Source organism: Tsuneonella sp. HG222, assembly GCF_053819185.1.
In genome coordinates this window covers 752,972-769,266 of record NZ_JBSOQZ010000001.1, presented here as the reverse complement: position 1 = coordinate 769,266, position 16,295 = coordinate 752,972, and the positions used below count along the sequence as shown (strand labels likewise).

17 protein-coding genes are annotated in these 16,295 nt (G+C 68.2%); 6 read left to right on the top strand and 11 right to left on the bottom strand.

Annotation, left to right across the window (positions count from 1 at the left end):
* Nucleotides 1-26 precede the first annotated feature (26 nt).
* Together ACWPMZ_RS03830 and ACWPMZ_RS03825 are read right to left on the bottom strand one after the other, a co-directional pair.
* The gene (locus ACWPMZ_RS03830; protein ID WP_455702685.1) at nucleotides 27-2,246 is read right to left on the bottom strand and encodes a PQQ-dependent dehydrogenase, methanol/ethanol family; all 2,220 of its coding nucleotides are present in this window, start codon (nucleotides 2,244-2,246) and stop codon (nucleotides 27-29) included.
* A complete protein-coding gene (locus ACWPMZ_RS03825) occupies nucleotides 2,243-3,157 on the bottom strand; it encodes an NAD(P)H-binding protein (RefSeq protein WP_455702684.1) in 915 nt (304 codons plus the stop codon). Before ACWPMZ_RS03825 ends, ACWPMZ_RS03830 begins: the two co-directional genes overlap by 4 nt.
* Nucleotides 3,158-3,228: 71 nt before the next feature.
* Between ACWPMZ_RS03825 and ACWPMZ_RS03820 the strand changes: the two genes are divergently transcribed.
* The gene (locus ACWPMZ_RS03820; RefSeq protein WP_455702683.1) at nucleotides 3,229-3,726 is read left to right on the top strand and encodes a nuclear transport factor 2 family protein; all 498 of its coding nucleotides are present in this window, start codon (nucleotides 3,229-3,231) and stop codon (nucleotides 3,724-3,726) included.
* On the opposite strand, the gene ACWPMZ_RS03815 is transcribed toward ACWPMZ_RS03820, so the two are convergent.
* Genes ACWPMZ_RS03815 through ACWPMZ_RS03805 form a run of 3 tightly spaced genes read right to left on the bottom strand, consistent with a single transcriptional unit; the run spans nucleotide 3,723 to nucleotide 6,075 of the window.
* A complete protein-coding gene (locus ACWPMZ_RS03815; RefSeq protein ID WP_455702682.1) occupies nucleotides 3,723-4,085 on the bottom strand; it encodes a hypothetical protein in 363 nt (120 codons plus the stop codon). The two genes, ACWPMZ_RS03820 and ACWPMZ_RS03815, sit on opposite strands and share 4 nt — an antisense overlap.
* On the bottom strand, nucleotides 4,082-4,516 hold the full coding sequence (locus ACWPMZ_RS03810) for a c-type cytochrome (protein ID WP_455702681.1): 435 nt from the start codon (nucleotides 4,514-4,516) through the stop codon (nucleotides 4,082-4,084). Before ACWPMZ_RS03810 ends, ACWPMZ_RS03815 begins: the two co-directional genes overlap by 4 nt.
* Nucleotides 4,513-6,075 carry an FAD-binding oxidoreductase gene (locus tag ACWPMZ_RS03805; RefSeq protein WP_455702680.1) on the bottom strand — a complete coding sequence of 521 codons (1,563 nt, stop codon included), beginning with the start codon at nucleotides 6,073-6,075 and terminating at the stop codon, nucleotides 4,513-4,515. Before ACWPMZ_RS03805 ends, ACWPMZ_RS03810 begins: the two co-directional genes overlap by 4 nt.
* Nucleotides 6,076-6,169: 94 nt before the next feature.
* Between ACWPMZ_RS03805 and ACWPMZ_RS03800 the strand changes: the two genes are divergently transcribed.
* Nucleotides 6,170-7,042: a hypothetical protein gene (locus ACWPMZ_RS03800; protein WP_455702679.1), complete on the top strand. Its 873-nt coding sequence runs from the start codon at nucleotides 6,170-6,172 to the stop codon at nucleotides 7,040-7,042.
* Complete coding sequence (locus tag ACWPMZ_RS03795) at nucleotides 7,039-8,262, top strand: MFS transporter (protein WP_455702678.1); 1,224 nt, start codon at nucleotides 7,039-7,041, stop codon at nucleotides 8,260-8,262. Before ACWPMZ_RS03800 ends, ACWPMZ_RS03795 begins: the two co-directional genes overlap by 4 nt.
* Nucleotides 8,263-8,294: 32 nt before the next feature.
* On the opposite strand, the gene ACWPMZ_RS03790 is transcribed toward ACWPMZ_RS03795, so the two are convergent.
* Both ACWPMZ_RS03790 and ACWPMZ_RS03785 read right to left on the bottom strand, forming a co-directional pair.
* Nucleotides 8,295-8,726, bottom strand: coding sequence for a nuclear transport factor 2 family protein (locus ACWPMZ_RS03790; RefSeq protein ID WP_455702677.1), 432 nt, complete (start codon nucleotides 8,724-8,726; stop codon nucleotides 8,295-8,297).
* A gap of 30 nt (nucleotides 8,727-8,756) precedes the next feature.
* Nucleotides 8,757-9,281, bottom strand: a complete 525-nt coding sequence (locus ACWPMZ_RS03785; RefSeq protein WP_455702676.1) for a MarR family winged helix-turn-helix transcriptional regulator — start codon at nucleotides 9,279-9,281, stop codon at nucleotides 8,757-8,759.
* 101 nt (nucleotides 9,282-9,382) lie between these two features.
* Here ACWPMZ_RS03785 and ACWPMZ_RS03780 point away from each other — a divergent pair, with 101 nt between their 5' ends.
* Nucleotides 9,383-10,873 (top strand): carotenoid oxygenase family protein, encoded by a 1,491-nt coding sequence (locus ACWPMZ_RS03780; protein ID WP_455702675.1) that lies wholly within the window; start codon nucleotides 9,383-9,385, stop codon nucleotides 10,871-10,873.
* Nucleotides 10,874-10,893: 20 nt separating this feature from the next.
* Here ACWPMZ_RS03780 and ACWPMZ_RS03775 read toward each other — a convergent pair whose 3' ends face one another.
* Entirely contained in the window at nucleotides 10,894-12,966 is a 2,073-nt protein-coding gene (locus tag ACWPMZ_RS03775; protein WP_455702674.1) for a hypothetical protein, read from the bottom strand.
* Between ACWPMZ_RS03775 and ACWPMZ_RS03770 the strand changes: the two genes are divergently transcribed.
* Both ACWPMZ_RS03770 and ACWPMZ_RS03765 read left to right on the top strand, forming a co-directional pair.
* Nucleotides 12,955-13,101, top strand: coding sequence for a hypothetical protein (locus ACWPMZ_RS03770; protein WP_455702673.1), 147 nt, complete (start codon nucleotides 12,955-12,957; stop codon nucleotides 13,099-13,101). The two genes, ACWPMZ_RS03775 and ACWPMZ_RS03770, sit on opposite strands and share 12 nt — an antisense overlap.
* A 54-nt stretch (nucleotides 13,102-13,155) precedes the next feature.
* Nucleotides 13,156-14,193, top strand: coding sequence for a hypothetical protein (locus ACWPMZ_RS03765; protein ID WP_455702672.1), 1,038 nt, complete (start codon nucleotides 13,156-13,158; stop codon nucleotides 14,191-14,193).
* A gap of 97 nt (nucleotides 14,194-14,290) precedes the next feature.
* Here ACWPMZ_RS03765 and ACWPMZ_RS03760 read toward each other — a convergent pair whose 3' ends face one another.
* From ACWPMZ_RS03760 to ACWPMZ_RS03750, 3 genes are all read right to left on the bottom strand, one after another.
* Nucleotides 14,291-14,809, bottom strand: coding sequence for a DUF1097 domain-containing protein (locus ACWPMZ_RS03760; protein ID WP_455702671.1), 519 nt, complete (start codon nucleotides 14,807-14,809; stop codon nucleotides 14,291-14,293).
* A gap of 190 nt (nucleotides 14,810-14,999) precedes the next feature.
* Nucleotides 15,000-15,530 (bottom strand): DUF3237 domain-containing protein, encoded by a 531-nt coding sequence (locus tag ACWPMZ_RS03755; protein WP_455702670.1) that lies wholly within the window; start codon nucleotides 15,528-15,530, stop codon nucleotides 15,000-15,002.
* Nucleotides 15,531-15,534: 4 nt separating this feature from the next.
* Nucleotides 15,535-16,290 (bottom strand): SDR family oxidoreductase, encoded by a 756-nt coding sequence (locus ACWPMZ_RS03750; protein WP_455702669.1) that lies wholly within the window; start codon nucleotides 16,288-16,290, stop codon nucleotides 15,535-15,537.
* Nucleotides 16,291-16,295: the final 5 nt, after the last annotated feature.

The following is a 16,295-nucleotide window of genomic DNA, read 5'->3' as shown; positions in this document are numbered from 1 at the left end:
GCCCGCGGGGACTCGGGCTCGTTGGGTTAGAAGTTACTCAGGATTGCGGCGCTGGGCGAATCGAGCGGCTTGCCCGCTTTCTGCGCCGCCAATTCGGCCTTGCGGACCTTGCCCTGCGTGTCGATCAGCCAGGCGTGGATCGCCTTGACCTGCGCTGGGGTGAGCCGGTCCTTCCACGCGGGCATGCCGTTCGCCACCAGCGCGCCCTCCAGCACGATCTGGTCGAACGCGTCGTGGATATTGGGCTGCATCCGTCGCAGGTCGGGCAGGCCGGCGCGCGGCTGGTTGGAATGGCACATCGCGCAGTTGGCCGGGAACAGCGCGGCGCCCTGGGCGATCATCGCCGGGGTCACGCCGGGAAGCTGCGGCGGCGGCGCGGGCGCGGGTTCGAGCGGCGGAAGCTCGCCCGGCAGGGGCACTTCGCCGCCGCCGACCTTGAACACCAGAAGCCGGTTGGCGTTGCCCCGCTTGTAGGCGGCCGAATAGGGCGGGACGAACCCCCAGCCCCCGCCGCCGAAGCCGGTCTGCACCGCCACGTACTGCACCCCGCCGGCGCGGAAGGTCATCGGCGCGGCCATGATCGAGCTGCCGGTATCGACGCTCCACAGTTCCTTGCCGGTCTCGGCGTCGACCGCCCGCAGCTTGCCCGCCAGGTCGCCGTAGAACACCAGCCCGCTGGCGGTGGCGAGCACGCCGTGGCGGTCCTGGTAGCCGTCCCCCTTGATCGACCATTTGGTCTTGCCGGTCATCGGGTCGATCGCGCGCACGTCGTTCGCCTGCGGCAGGTCCAGCGTCTGCTTGAACGCCGGCAGCGCCTTGACCTGCGTCTTGATCGGCTCGGGCAGTCCCTCGACCGCCTGCGGCAGGTCGGCGCCGAAGATCGCCGCGACGCCCGCGTTGAGCCCGGTCGCGATGCGCTCCGGCCGCTTGGGACCGGGCGGGATCCAGAACAGGTTCCCCATGTCGGTCACCTGCGCGAAATAGAGATTGCGCCCCGGATCGTAGGCCGCCGGGTACCAATTGCGCGCGCCGGGGCTGGCCGGGAAGATGATCTGCGGGCCCTTGGTATAGTCGCTCGTCTCCGGCGTCAGGATGGGCTTGCCGGTGGCAAGGTCCCAGCCGCTCGCCCAGTTGACCCGGGCGATGGCGTTGGCCGCCAGCGGCTTGCCCGTCTCGCGGTCGACCACGAAGAAGAAGCCGTTCTTGGGGGTGTGCAGCACCACGGGGCGTTTGGTGCCGCCCACGTCCAGCTCGGCGAGGATCATCGGCTGGGTGGCGGTCAGGTCCCACTGGTCCTGCGGGGTTTCCTGGAAGTGCCACTTCACCCGCCCTGTCTTGCGGTCGAGCGCGACGAGGCTGTTGAGGAACAGGTTGTCGCCGCCGCCCGGGCTGCGGATGCTCATCGGATAGGGCCCGCCGTTGCCGACGCCGATGATCACCTGGTCGAACTGCGGGTCGTAGTTGATCGCATCCCACACCGTGCCGCCCAGTCCGATGTCGAAGCGGCTGTCCTTGCTCCAGGTGGCGAGCGCGCCCTCGAGCTCGGGGTTCTCTTGCTCGCCCTCGGCCGGATCGCGCGGCACCGTGTAGAAGCGCCAGGCGAGATCGCCGGTGTTCTGGTTATAGGCCGAGACATAGCCGCGCGTGTCGTACTCCGCCCCGCCGTTGCCGATCAGCACGAGGTTGCCGGCGATTTCCGGGGCGCCGGTCACCGTGTAGGCGCGGCCGCGGTCGGTGATCGTGTCCGTCGTCCAGCGCACCGCCCCGGTCGCCGCGTCGAGCGCGTAGAGCTTGCCGTCGAGCGCGGCGACGAAGACCTTGCCGCCGCTGACCTGCAGCCCGCGATTGGCCTGGTCGCAGCAGGCCGCGCGGTTGACCTGCATGTCGACCTCGGGCGTGAAGGTCCACTTCTCCTCCCCGGTTGCCGCGTCGAGCGCGTAGACCCGGCCCAGGTTGCCGCTGGCGTACATCGTCCCGTCGATCACCACCGGGGTCGATTCCTGCACCCGGGCGGTGCCCAGGTCGTATTCCCACGCCAGGCCCAGCTCGCCAACGTTTTGGGCGCTGATGTCGGTCAGCCGCGAGAAGTGGCTCGAGGCCCAGTCGCCGCCCGGATTGTCCCAGTCGTCGCCGGCGCCGTAGGTCGAGGTGTCGACTGCCGGCGCGGGCGCTTCCCCGGTCCCGCCCGAACAGGCGGCGAGCAGCAGCGAAGCGCAGAGGCAAAGGCGTCGAAGCGACGAATTCATCGGGGCCAGAGGTGCTGAAATTCTTCGAACACCGACTTGAGCGTGCGCGGCACGCGGCCGGTCACGCGTTCGACGTCGTTCGATTCGATGTCCATATACCCCTCGCGGATCGACTGGCCGAAGGTCACCATGCCCTCGCTCGCCCACGGAATCGGCCCGTCGGGCACCACGTCGGACGCCTTGCGCGCCACGCCGAGCGAATCGAAATAGGCGAACATCTCCTCGTCATCGACGCGTTCGACATGGATCGGCTTGCCCGCCATCGCGCCGACCAGCGCCATCGCGTCGGGCAGCGTCCACATCTCCGGCCCGGTGACGTCGAGCGCGGTGTTCTCGTGCCCGTCCTGCGTCAGCACGCCCACAGCCGTCGCCACGCAGTCGTCGCGGCTGACGATCGGCACGCGCCCGTCGCCCGAGTTTTCGGGCTTGTGGCCCGAAGCGAGCGCCGGGATCGCCATCGCCGTCGCCACGGCCTCGGCATAGAGGCTGTTGCGTAGGTGGGTGTAGGCCAGGCCCGAGGCCTCGATCATCGTCTCGGTCGCGATGTGATCGAACCCCTCGACCGAGGGGTTGCCCGGCTTCCGCACACCGAGCAGCGAGGTGTAGACGACGTGCCTCACCCCCGCCGCCCTGGCCGCCTCGACCGCGGCGGTGTGCTGTTCCACCCGGCTGCCCACGCGCACGGTGGAGATCAGCAGCAGCTTCTCGCCCCCCGCCATCGCGCCGGCCAGGCTCGCGGGATCGTCGAAGTCGCCCTGCCGCACCTGTGCCCCGGCCTCGGCGAACTCCGCCAGCCTGTCGGGACTGCGGCTGAAGACGATCAGGTCTTCCGCCGGAATGTGCTCGAGCAGCATGCGCGCCGCCATGCTGCCGAATTGTCCGGACGCGCCGGACACCACGATCTTGCCCAAGAATCCTCTCCTTCTTGGCTGCGATACTAACGGGTGTTACGGTTGAGGCAACAACTGGGAGAGATATTCGCATGAGCAAGCTTCCGATCGAGGACCGCCTCGGCCTGCAAGACCTGATCGCCGCCTATTCCTGGGCGCTCGACACCGGCGATGCAGAGGCGCTCGTCGCCTGCTTCACCGAGGATTGCGTGATGAGCGAGGAGGTGTTCGACGAGCCCGACGTGTGGGAAGGCCACGACGGGATCCGCGGGCTGATGAAGCACTACGCCAACGCGCCCGGCTTCCCGGGCCGGCAGCACCACGTCACGCAGGTCCAGTACATGCCGCAGGGCGACGGCAGCGTGAAGATGCGCGGCTTCGCCTTCGTCACCGAGTGCGAGGGCGAGCCGCCCTACGTGCTGCGCTTCGCCGGCTGGTACGACGACCACGCGGTCAAGGGCACCGACGGCGAGTGGCGCTTCCGGCGCCGCATCGTGCGGCTGTGGGACGGCCAGGTGCTGGAGAAGTTTCCCGGCCGCGGCCAGTGGGTTCCGCGCAAGCGGCCGGATTCGCTCATCATCCGGCGTTAGCGCGGGGCGAGAGCCCACCCGGCCGGACCCAGCCCCTTGGGCGGCGCGACCGGGACATAGCCGGCCTCGCGCGCGACCTCTTCAATCAGCAGCGCGTCGGCCGCGCGCGTCACGCCCACGACCAGCGCCGGGCGGCGGGCCAGCACCTGCCGGGCGAAGCGGATGCGGTCGCCCTCGACGGCCAGCGAAGGCTCGCTCCGCGCCTCGGCTGAGAGCGCGAACTTGCGTGCCGTCTCCAGCTCCGGATCGTAGATCAACACGGTGCCGCTCGGCGCGCGGGTCACGGCGGCCTTGACCGACGCAGCGGCGGGCAGCGCCATCGCCCCGGCGAGCACTCCGCGCCGGCTCGCGGCGATCACTTGCTCGCTCCTGGGGCCGCTCCGTGCGGTCCGGCCGCGAGATAGTCCGCGATCGCCTGCAGTTCGGCGTCCGAGACTTCCGCCCGCGGGACTGCCGGCATGTTGCCGATGCCCCTGCGCGCCGCGACGACGACATAGGCCGCCGCAAGGTTGTCGCGCTTTTCGAGATCAGCCTCGTCCACCCGGCGGCCGAGCAGGCCGTGGCCCATCCCGTTGGGCGCGTGGCACATCGCGCACTTCTCGACATAGGCCTTCTCGCCCCCGGTGGCGTTGGGCCGTTCGGACAGCGTGATCGGCTTGGGCATCGGGGCCGGCCCCCCGCGCTGAGTAGGCTGGCTGGTGACGTCTGCCCCGGCCTGCGAACTGGCCTGGGTCGCACAGGCCAGCAGGACCAGCCCGGCGAGCGATGCGGACGCGAGCTTCGGGTTCATTTGCCGCGACTCCCTTCGAGGCCCTTGGGCCAGATGCCGCTCTTGCCCGGGGCAATGATTCCATTGGGATCGAGGGCGTTCTTCACCTTTTCGTTGAGCTTGAGCAGCGCGTTGCCGTTCCAGTCGTAGCTGCCCGCCACGAGATCCATGTAGTCCAGGTGGGTGCGATATTCGCCGAACCCGTTGGCCTTCGCATCGGCCACCAACGCCCGGAAGAACCGATCCACCCGGCCCATCCGTTCCTCGTCGTCCTTGTCGATGATCATGGCGTTGACGTTGATCAGGTGCCGTTCGCCGAAGGCGAAGCTGCCCTGATAATCCATCCCGTACTCCTTGTAGCGGGCATAGGTCCGGTTGAACTGCGCCAGCGCCACGTCGCCGTCCTGCGGCAGGATGGGGCTGAAGCCGATGTGCCCGCCGCGCCCGCCGTACCAGTTGATGTTCTGCATCGGAAAGGTCAGCGGGGTACCGGTCACCGCGGTGCGTTCGATCGGCTGGCCCTTGACCCAGCTCGACGGCTTGACCGAAAGCGGCTTGATCTTGCCGATCTCGCGCTCGAGCACCTTGTAGGCGGCCTTGTTCATATCCTCGCGCCCGAACAGGCGCAGCGACACGCCCCACCAGCCGATGTTGAACCTCTTGCGGATCGCGTCGATCACGTCATCGCCCAGCGCGCCGGGCTTGTCGGTCCACTGGTCGCGCGTGGTCAGGACGGAGGCGGCGCGCAGCCAGTTGCCGATGCTGGGCGACTGGCGCAGCAACCCTTCGCGGCGCAGCGGGCCGATGGTGTCGACCATCGCCTTCAGGTCTTCCGGCCGGTCGAATTCGACGTCCATGCCCATCAGGCTCTCGGGCTCTGGCATCAGCCAGATATTGGCCTTGGTCACGATGCCGAAGTTCGATTGAACGAACATCTGGTCCCATGCGGGGCCGAAGCCGAACGGGTAGAGCCCCCAGGTGCTCGATCCGCTGAACGCGCCCATGCCCGTGCGGACCACTTCGCCGGTGGGAAGAACGACCTCCAACCCGCAGAGAAACTTCGTGTTCTCGCCATAGGGCGTGTAGCCGACCCCGCGGTCGAGCGCATTGCCGACGACCGAGCCCCACGAATTGCCCGGCACCGACAGCCAGTAGGGGTGGTTACCCGCCTGGAGGAAATCGTACAGGTCGTAGAACCCGACCCCGGGCTCGAGCGTCGCGACGCCGTTGGCGGCATCGAATTCGATCTTCTTCATACCCGACAGGTCCATCACCACGGACCCGGACAACACCGGCGCGGCGGTGCCGTAGCCGAAGTTCTTGCCCCGGCTGATCGGGAACAGCGGCACGCGGTACTGGTTGGCGATCTTCACCGCGGCCTGGACTTCCTCCACGCTCGTCGGCCCGATCGCCCCGGCCGCCAGATGCGCCGAATCGTCGATCGCGAACTTGTCCTGGTAGGTGACCCGGTCGAGATCGTCGAAGAACACCTTGTCGGCGCCCAGCGCGGCTTCGAACGCCCGCCGCGCCTCGTCCATCTTCATGGCCGTGAAGCCCGGTGGAAGGGGTATGTCCGCCATTGTCCGCAATCTCTCCCCGCCGCATCCGAACGTGCGACTTTAACGCTCGTTACTTTTGGAGTAGCGGTGTCAGGAGTCAAGGAGGGGAGAGGTCTTGACGACACGAGAAGAACTGTATGCCGGGCTCGACCGATACCTGGCGGCCCTGCTGGCGCACGATCCGGCACGGGTCGACTGGGCGCCAGGTGCGCTGACCAGCGAGAACAACGTCGCGCTCGAGCCCGGTGACGGCCTCTGGCAGACGATCACCGCGATCGGGCCCTACGACCTGCGCTTCGCCGACGTGGCGACCGGCCAGGTCGCGCTGTTCACCACCGTGACCGAGACCAACGACACCTCCGGCGCATGCATCCGCCTGGGCTTTGCCGGCGGCGCGCTCGCCGAGGTGGAGACGCTGGTGGTGCGCCAGAAGGACGAGGCGCTGGTCTTTCCCGACCCGAGGTTCGATCCCAAGCCGGTGATGGAAGCGATCGTCCCGCCCCAAGAGCGGGCCGGCCGCTCCGAGATGATCGCCCTGGCCGACGGGTATTTCTCGACGCTGGAGCTGAACGACGGGACGATCCGCACGAAGTTCCACCCCGGCTGCGACCGGATCGAGAACGGCGTGCAGACGACCAACAACCCCGCCTTCTTCGTCCCCGTGGCGCACCTGTCATGCGAGGAACAGTTCGCGCTGGGCAATTATCGTTACGACGACCGCCTGCGCGGCCGGCGCTATCCGCTGGTCGACGAGGAGCGCGGCATCGTGCTGGCCCACGGCTTCATCGACCATCGCGGCAAGCTGGGCGACTACACGCTGACCGACGGGACCAAGGTCACCAGCCCGATCCGCCGCCCGCACACGTTCTATCTATCCGAAGCGTTCAAAATCCGCGACCATGCGATTGAACAGATCGAGGCGAACTTCATCACCGTGCCCTATCACATGCCCTCCCCGTGGGATTCCGCCAAGGGTGGCCGCCCGTGACTCCGGCACGGCGCACGCTGGCGCTGATCCTGCTCGGCGGGGTCTTCGTGATGGAGGGCTACGACATCGCCGCAATGGGCCTTGCGGTGCCGCGCCTGGAGGCCGCGCTGGGCATCGCCCCGCCCGCGTTCGGCTGGGTCTTCTCGATCATCCTCATCGGGCTGGGCGTCGGCGGCGCGCTGATCGCTCCGCTCGGCGACCGGATCGGGCGGCGGCCGCTGATCGTGTTCGGCTGCCTCGCGGTATCGATGACGACGCTCGCGACCGCTACCGCCACGAGCGTGAACGAGTTCCTGCTCTGGCGCTTCCTGACCGGCTTCGGACTGGGTGCCGCGCTGCCCAATGTCAGCGCGTTGTCGGCCGAGCTCGCGCCCGAGCGGCTGCGGGCAACGATCATGGCGATCGTCTCTGCGGGGATCCCGCTCGGCATCGCAATCGCCGGGATTTTCGCGCCCGAGGTGATCGTCTTTGGCGGCTGGCAGGCCCTGTTCATCGTCCCCGGCCTGATCGCAGCCATGCTGGCGCTCGCGCTCGGCTACACGCTCGCCAAGGGGCCTCCCGAAGGCGCAGCCCTTAAAGCTGCCAATGCGCCGTCTGGACCTGCCAAGGTGCCGCAGTTCGAATTGTTCAGGGCGCCCTGGGCGCTGCCCTTCGCAGTCGTCGCCGCCCTGCTCTCGCTCAATGCGATGAACCTCTACTACCTCAACTCGTGGATCCCCACGGTGCTGCCGACGGCCGGCTTCACGCTCGACGATGCGGCGCGCGTATCGGGCGTCGTCCAGCTGGCCGGCCTCGCGATCGGCATCGCCGCCAGCTTCGGGATCGACCGCTGGCGCCCCGGCGCGACCCTGATCGCGCTGTTCGGGGCCATGGCGGCTGCGTTTCTCGCCGTCAGCTTCTCCGCCCCCGAGCCGGTGCGTTGGACGCTGCTGCTGATGGTCGGCGTGGGCGGTGCGTCCGCCGGCGGCATGGCCCTGCCGGCGCTGTGCGCGTACCTGTTCCCACCGCGGCTGCTGTCCTCGGCCATCGGCATGGGCATCCTGGTCGCCAGGGTCGGCGCGGTCGCTGGGCCCCCGGTGGGCGAACTGGTGCTGTCCGGCGGAGCCTCGGCGCAGACCTATTTCGCCGTCGCCGCCGTTCCGGCCGTGCTGTGCGTGATTGCTGCCCTGGCAGTGCCGCTGGCGCTGGCGGTCAAGCGGCGGCAGCTCGCATCGGCGTGATACCGCCCGGGTCCTGACGATGTCGCCGGCCGTCAGGGCCGGAAATCGAGCCCACCCATGCGCTCGGCGAAACGCCAGCCTTCGGCCGTGCGGACCAGCCGGTCGCGGAACCAGCCGATCAGCGGGCTGTTCGCGGCGCGGACCGGAAGGCCGCCGTCGTCCGCTTCGTCACCCATGTACAGGACGATGACCGAAAACGCCCGTGCGGCATCCGGCCCTTCGACGTCGACCACGACATTGGCGATGACGTGGCGCTGCGCCCGCGCCGGACGGGCGAGAAAGGCCGCCAGGATCGCCCCGCGCCCTTCCACCACCGTGTCGGGCTGCGAGGGACGGGCGAAGCGCGCGTCTTCGGTGTAAAGCGCGGCGCACCCTTCCCAGTCATGCGCGTCGTTGCGGTTGACGTAGTCGAAGATCAGCCGCGCGCAGTCGGCCTCGATCGCGCGGCGCTCATCCTCGGTCATGTCACAGCACCGGCATCGATCATTGTCGCCTCAGTCCTCCGGCCGCGTTTCCTCGATAAACATGCTGTTGCCTTCCTCGTCGGTCGCTTCGAGGCGGGCGATCATCCGCGTGACGATCTCGTCGAGCTTGGTTATCTCGTCCTCCGACATGCCTTCGAGCAGGAAATCGGCCACCCCTTGCGTCTGCGGCAGCATGATTTCGTACAGCCTGCGCCCTTCCGCGGTCAGGCGCAGCACCTTGCGGCGGCGGTTGGCGGGGTCGGTCTCGACCGTGATGCGGCCGTGGCGCTGCAGCGTGCCGACCGCGCGGCTCACACTCATCGCGTTGACGCCGGTGTGCTCTGCCAGTTCATGGCTTGCCGCCTCGCCCAGGCGGCCGATCGCCATCAGCAGCCGGAACTCGTTCACGCTGATGTTGTAGCGGTGGGATAGATGCATCGAGAACGGCTGCATCAGCCGGTTGTTGAGCTTGAGCACCCGGTGGAGCGTGCCCACCCTTCCGCTCGGCTCGGTAACCCCTAGCCAGCGCTCGTCGGCCTTGCGCTCCACCCCCATGCAATTGCCCCCAATCCACCCGATCGCAGCCGGGCCGTTGCCAAGACTGTAACAGGCGTTACGGTCCCCTGCCAAGATTCGATTGGAGAGAGGCAAGGCAAATGGGCGCGTTTCCACAGACCATTCATTTCATCGGCAGCAACACGCCGCGACAGCTGGAAACCGACCTGCACGACCTGGAAGTCGAAGGGGAAATCCCGGCCGATATCGATGGTGCGTTCTTTCGCGCCGTGCCCGACAATGCGCACGCGCCGATGTTCGACGACGACATTGCGCTCAACCACGACGGGATGATTGCCAAGTTCGACATCGGCGGGGGCAAGGTCGATTTCGCGATCCGCTATGTCGAAACGGAACGCTACCTGGCAGAAAAGAAGGCCGGGCGGGCGCTGTTCGGGCGTTATCGCAACCCCTTCACCGACGATCCCAGCGTCGAGGGCGTGGACCGCACGGTCGCCAACACCACCCCGGTCTGGCACGCCGGCCGCCTGTTCATGACCAAGGAGGACGGGCGCGGCTACGAAATCGATCCGCACACCCTGAGGACCGCGGGCAAGTGGGACTACCAGGGCAAGCTCAAGAGCGAGACCTTCACCGCCCACCCGCGCATCGATCCCGAGACGGGAGAGATGTTCTTCTTCGGCTACGAGGCGGGCGGGCTGTGCGATCCCAACGTCGCCTATTGCATTGCCGACAAGGACGGCGACCTGATCAAGGAACAGTGGTTCGAGCAGCCCTATCTCTCGACCATCCACGACTTCGTGATCACCGAGAAGTACGCCATCTTCCCGATCTTCCCGACGCTGGCCGATCTCGACCGGATTAAGGCCGGCGGGGCGCACTGGGCGCACCATCAGGACAAGCCGAGCTGGATCGGCATCATGCCGCGCTACGGCGACGTGAGCGAGATGAAATGGATCGAGGGGCCGGTCGGCGTCTCGTGCTTCCACGAGGTCAACGGCTTCGACGATGGGGACAAGGTCCATCTCGACCTGTGCCTGACCGACACCAACGCCTTTGCCTTCATGCGCGAGGCGGGCGGGATCGAGCGCGACCAGCAGACGCTGAAGGGCGCGATCACCCGCTGGACGATCGACATGAGCAAGGACGAGCCGGTGCTGGAGAGCAGCGACATCGGCCCGCCGGGTGACCTGTGCCGCGTGTGCGATGCCGATCAGGGGCGGCCCTACGATCGCTGCTGGTATCTCAGCATGAACCCGCAGGGCGGTCCGCCGATGGTGGGCGGCCCGGTGGGCGTCAACATGAACGCGCTGATCCGCTTCGAGCCGGAAACCGGCCGCGTCGACCTGATGGGCGTGCCGCCGGGTGCGGCGATCAGCGAGCCTGCCTATGTCCCCAGCCGGACGGCCGGCCACGGCGGCTGGCTTCTCAGCGTCGTCGACATGCCGACCCATCCCGATCCGGGCCAGCAGCGCCCGGGCGACTATCTGTCCGAACTGTGGATCGTCGCCGCCGACGCCATCGAGGCAGGACCCGTCGCCAAGGTCAGGACCGGCATGCCGCTTCGCAGCCAAGTGCACGGTACCTGGGTCAGCCGCGACAAACTGAACGCGAGCGTGCTCAAGGGTTGAACGGCTGAGCGCGCGGCCGGTCAGCCGGCCCCGCGCCCCTTTCCGTTACCCTTGCCGCGGCCGGTGTCGGCGCCGCCCTGCGGCTGAGCCGCGCCAGCGGCCTGCGCCTGCTCGCGCTGCTGCCGCTCCGCCTGGGCCTGCTGCTGGCGTTGCTGCTGAGCGGCAGCCTGCTGCTGCTGGCGCTGTTGTTCGCGCTGTTGCGCTGCCTGCGCTTGCTGTTGCTGACGCTGCTGCTCGCGCTGCTGCGCCGCTTGGGCCTGCTGTTGCTGGCGCTGCTGTGCTGCCTGAGCCTGCTGCTGCTGACGCTGCTGTGCGGCCTGGGCCTGCTGCTGCTGGCGCTGTTGTTCGCGTTGCTGCGCCGCCTGCGCCTGCTGCTGCTGACGCTGCTGATCGCGCTGCTGTGCCGCCTGCGCCTGCTGCTGCTGGCGCTGCTGCGCGGCCTGAGCCTGCTGCTGCTGGCGTTGCTGCTCGCGCTGCTGCGCTGCCTGGGCTTGCTGCTGCTGGCGTTGCTGCTCGCGCTGCTGCGCGGCTTGGGCCTGTTGCTGCTGGCGCTGCTGGTCCCGCTGTTGGGACGCGCGGGCCTGCTGCTGCTTGCGTTCGGGGGCCTGGCTGGCCTGCTGCTGTTGCTGACGCTCGTTGTTGCGCGCCTGCTGCACCTGGCGCTGCTGCTCGGCCTTAGCAGCCCTCGCCTGAGCCTGGCGCTGCTCGCCCTGCTGGGAACGGTCGGCCTGCTGACGCTGCTGTTCGGCGCGGGCGAGTTGTTGCCGCTCGCCTTGCTGGCGGCGGTCCTGCTGCGTGCGAACCTCGCGCTGCTGCCGCGCCCCGGCCTCCTGCTGCTTGCGCGACTGGGCGTCCGCGCGCTGCGGCTGCAACTGGCGCGCCTCGGCCTGACCGGCAAAAGCGCGCGGTCGCTCGGCGCCGCGCAGCACCGCTTGCTGCTGGCGCGCCGCGCGCTCCTGCGCCTTTCCGGCATCCATCGGGCGGGTGAAGGCCACGGTCTCGACCTGCTGCTGCCGGCCCGACCAACCCTTGCCGCGATCCTGAGCAGCGGCCAGCCTGACCTGCTCGGTCTGGATCTGGCGCTGGCGCTCCGCGTCCTTGTTGCGGGCCCTGAGATCGGCAACCTTGCTCAATTGGGTGCGGCGCGCCTCGGGCGTGTAGAAGGTCGGCGCCTGCTTGCTGTAGCTCGCCTGCTGCCAGCCGGCGAAGTCGCGCTCCGCCCCGCGGCGCAGCAGGGCTTCGCCCGCCCAGTCGCGGTGGACGGCGATGCCTTCGTTGCGCTCCCATTCGCGCCAAACGGGGCGCTTGGCGCGGACCTTGTCCCACTGGCGGTTGTCCCGCACGAAGGTGGCGCGATTGCGCTCCCACAGCGGCGCCGGCACGCCGTAGCGCTGGGCATCCTCGCCGTACCGGTAAAGCTCCTCGCCGCGCACGAAATAGGTCCGCGCGGCAAGCCGCTGGCGCTCGGCGCGGCGGGAATCGACGCGGCGCCCGTCGCGGTCGTAAATCACGATCAGGCGGTCGTCGCGATAGCCGTAGCCGTAATAGGGATCCTGCACGTAAAACGGCCGGTAGGCATCCGGCTCGTAATAGTAATAGCGGTACCCGCCATAGACCGGCTCGGCATAGCGGACGTAGTCGTCAGCCGTGTTCCAGCCCCAGGGCTGCACCCCGCCGTAGTAATCGAACCCGTAGTCGGGCGGCGCATTGCCGAGCATCCCGCCCAGCGCGGCGGCGAGCGCGAGCAGCGCGATATCGCCCAGCCCGCCCTCATCCGGCGCGTAATAGTCCTGCTCCAGCGGCTGGTAGTAACCGCCGTCGTACTCGGGCGCGTAGTCGAACATCGGCGCCTGCGCGTAATCGCCATCCCAATAGGCCTGCATCGGCAGCGCATCGGGATACATCGGTGCGCCCGAGCCGAGAAAGGCCGGGTCGATCCCGGCCAGGTCGTCCATCGACCAGCCGGGCTGGAACGACGCGGCGGATAGCGGAAGCGAGGCGGACTGGCCGTATTCGTCGGGTTCGCAGCCGGCGAGCGCGATCGCGAGCACGCCAAGCGCGGCGGTCGAGAGAATTTTGCGATGGGTCTTCATGGGGCCACTCCTTGCTCCGGCGTGGGCGCGGTTATCGAACCGTCCAATCTAGCGATGGCGACTGAACTCGCCGTGGTGGCGGCGTTCATCGACCAGTCCGGTTTCGGCGGCGAGCCGAGCGCCCTGCCGCGATGAACGGTTGCGCGCGGCGGTTCGGCAGGCATATTTGCCGGTGGAGGGGGAGAGACGATGACAGGATTCCGACTCGTACCGGCGCTGCCCGCGGCGCTGGCGCTGGCGCTCTCGAGTGCCCCGGTCGCGGCCGAAGACGCTTACAAAGCCAAGCGCACCGAGTGGGGCGATCCCGACCTGACCGGGCGCTGGCCGATCGACTATCTCGCGCAGACCCCGCGCCAGCGCGCGCCCGGTGCCGGAACTCGGGCAGACCTGACCGACGAGGAATACGAAGCTGCACTGCGCAACGCACGCGAGCAGCAGAGCTGGATCGAGCAGGAGGGCAAGGCCAACAAGATGGGCATGGGCCACTGGATCGAGCGCGGCCTGCCACTGCGGCAGAACTCGCTGATCACAGAGCCCGCCGACGGGCGCATCCCGGCAATGACGGAGGAAGGCGCGCGCCTGGCGGCCCTGCAGAAATCGAGCTGGACCGAAGACACCTTCATCTGGGCGAACGACTTCAATCCGTTCGACCGTTGCATCACGCGCGGGATGCCCGGCTCGATGCTGCCCGGAAACTACAACTCCGGCATCGAGATCTGGCAATCGCCCGGCTACGCGGCGATCCGGCTGGAGATGATCCACGAAACGCGGATCATTCCCATCGGCAAGGCAGACGCCCCGCCGCCGGCGGTCAGGAACTGGCTGGGGTTCTCACGCGGCCATTTCGAAGGCGAAACACTGGTCATCGAGACGACCAACTTCGTGCCCGGCGTGCCCATCTCGAACGTCGGCAATAGCCCCCGCCCGGTGCCCAACAGCGAGCAGATGAAGATCGTCGAGCGGCTGACACCCACCGGCCCGGATACGATCCGCTACGAAGCTTGGGTAACCGATCCGGTGACCCTGACCGGCACCTTCAAATACGATTTCCCGTGGCAGCGCAACTCGGACTACGAGCAGTTCGAATATGCCTGCCACGAAGGCAACGTGCAGTTCCGCGGCTACATCACTTCGACCAGCCCGTTCCTCGCCAAGGAGCGCGAAGCGGCTTGGGCCGCGCGCGAGGCGGACGGCACCGCCCGCGATGCCGGCGGCGGCGCGAAATAGTAGGCTGCATGGGGTTCAGTCCGGACCGGGCGCCCGAAACGAAAGGGCCCCGCCGGTGCACCGCCGGCGAGGCCCTGCCGTTGCACGCCGTAGGGTACTAGCTGGCGACCTGTTCGGCCGTCGGCGCACTCTTGGCGGTCAACGCATTGGCGAGGTTTTCCGAAACGATGCCGAACACCGCGCCGATGATCACCGAAACGATCGTCGGGACGATGGCTTCGGTCGGGCTCATCTCGGCCAGCAGGATGGGGCCGGCGATCGAGGCGAAGCCGTAGACACTGGCCGGGATCGTCGCCAGCGGCGGAATGGCGCTGGCGAGGCAGATGACGAAGGCGCCGAGACCGACCGCCAGCGGCGCGGCAAAATCGCCCAGGCCGGCAAGCGCGCCCGACGCCAGGATGACTGCAACCATGCCCACGAGGGCACCGAAGCTCATCCCGACAATGGCCGTGGTCATACCCTTCACGCCGCCGCCCGAATGAAAATGGCAGCCCCAGGCGATAAAGCTGATCCACACCAGGCCGGGCAGGAACGAGGCGAGCGGTACGACGAAAAGCCAGGTATCGAGGACGGCGAGCACGCCGACCGACAGGGCAAGGGCAAGCAATGCGGGCATGTTTTTTCTCCCCCAGGTTTGCGGGCCGCATGGGCGGCTCTGCGCGCGAGGGCTCTCCTTCCCCCGCTGACCGGCAGGCTAACCCTGTTGGATGCCCCCGTCCAGCGTGTCTTTGACTTTGTCCGCCCTGAATGAATGGAGCGGCCGGCTCGGCTGGGCGCGCGCTATCGCCGGCGCGTGCCCGGAAGGGTCAGGTCAGCGCGTAATACCGCAACCGGTTGCCGTCGCTGCGCCGCTCGCCCACGCCGATGAAGACATGCTTGGTCAGCCAGTCGTGCTTGCCGGCCGCGCATTCGAACGTCGTCTGGCTGCGCAGGTAGTACTCGTCGTGGGGGACCGGCTCGCCGCCCTCGAACGCCCATTTCCGTAGCCGAACCATCGTGTCGGGCTTGCGGCCCCACAGGAAGCCGCGGTTCTGCAGCATGATGGCCGTGCCGTCCTCCTCCTCGAGCAGGTAACGCGCATCGAGGACGGCTACATCGTCGCCGCGCCAGTAGGCGTAGTCGCCGCCCGAGCCCGGGATCGCCCGGCCGCGCAGCAGGGGACCCTCGAACACGCCTTCCTTGACCAGTACCGCGGTGCGCATCCCGCCGCCGGGCAGCGGCGCCATCGAATAGCCGCCGGGAAAGGCCAGGCGCACTTCCATCACGAATTCCAGGCGCGGGTTCTCGGCCTCGGAATAGGGGGGCTGGAACGGCGTGGTGTCGGAGAACTCTGTCATGGTTTTACCCCAGTTCGATCAGGCCGCCATCGACCAGAAGGTCGGCCCCGGTGATGAAGCTCGCGTCGTCGCTGGCCAGGAACAGGACCGCCTTGGCGACTTCCTCGCTCGTCCCCATGCGGTGCATCGGGATGTTGGCGATCATCATTTCCTTCAGCCGCGCCACGTCTTCGGGCCCCATGCCTGGATTGCGATGCAGCAGCGGGGTGTCGATCGGCCCCGGACTGACCATGTTGAGGCGGATCTTGCGCGGCAGCAATTCCCTGGCGAAGACCTTCATCGCCATCGCCAGCCCGGCCTTGGCGGCGGCATAGGTGCCGTTGCCTTCCAGCGGGCCGTGCGCCCCGATCGATCCGGTGACGACGATCGCCCCACCCTCGCCCATGATCCGCACCGCCTTCTGCAGGGCGAAAACGCATCCTTTCAGGTTGATCGAATGGACATGGTCCCAGTCCGCTTCGGTGATCCCCTCGAGCGGAGCGAAGCCGCCGACGCCGGCGTTGATGTAGAGGACGTCGATCCGCCCGTCGGTCGCCTCGACCGCGGCGACGACAGCCTCGGTCGCGGCGATATCTGCGATGTCGGAGCGGTAGCCGGTCGCGCCGGGGACCGCATCCTGCGCGGCGGCGATGGTCGCCGGATCGCGCCCGGTGAAGTGGACCTTCGCGCCTTCTGCCGCAAAGGCCTGCGCGGCGGCGAGGCCCATGCCCGAATTGCCGCCCAGCACGAGCACGACCCTGTCGATGAAGCGCCTGGTCATCGCAG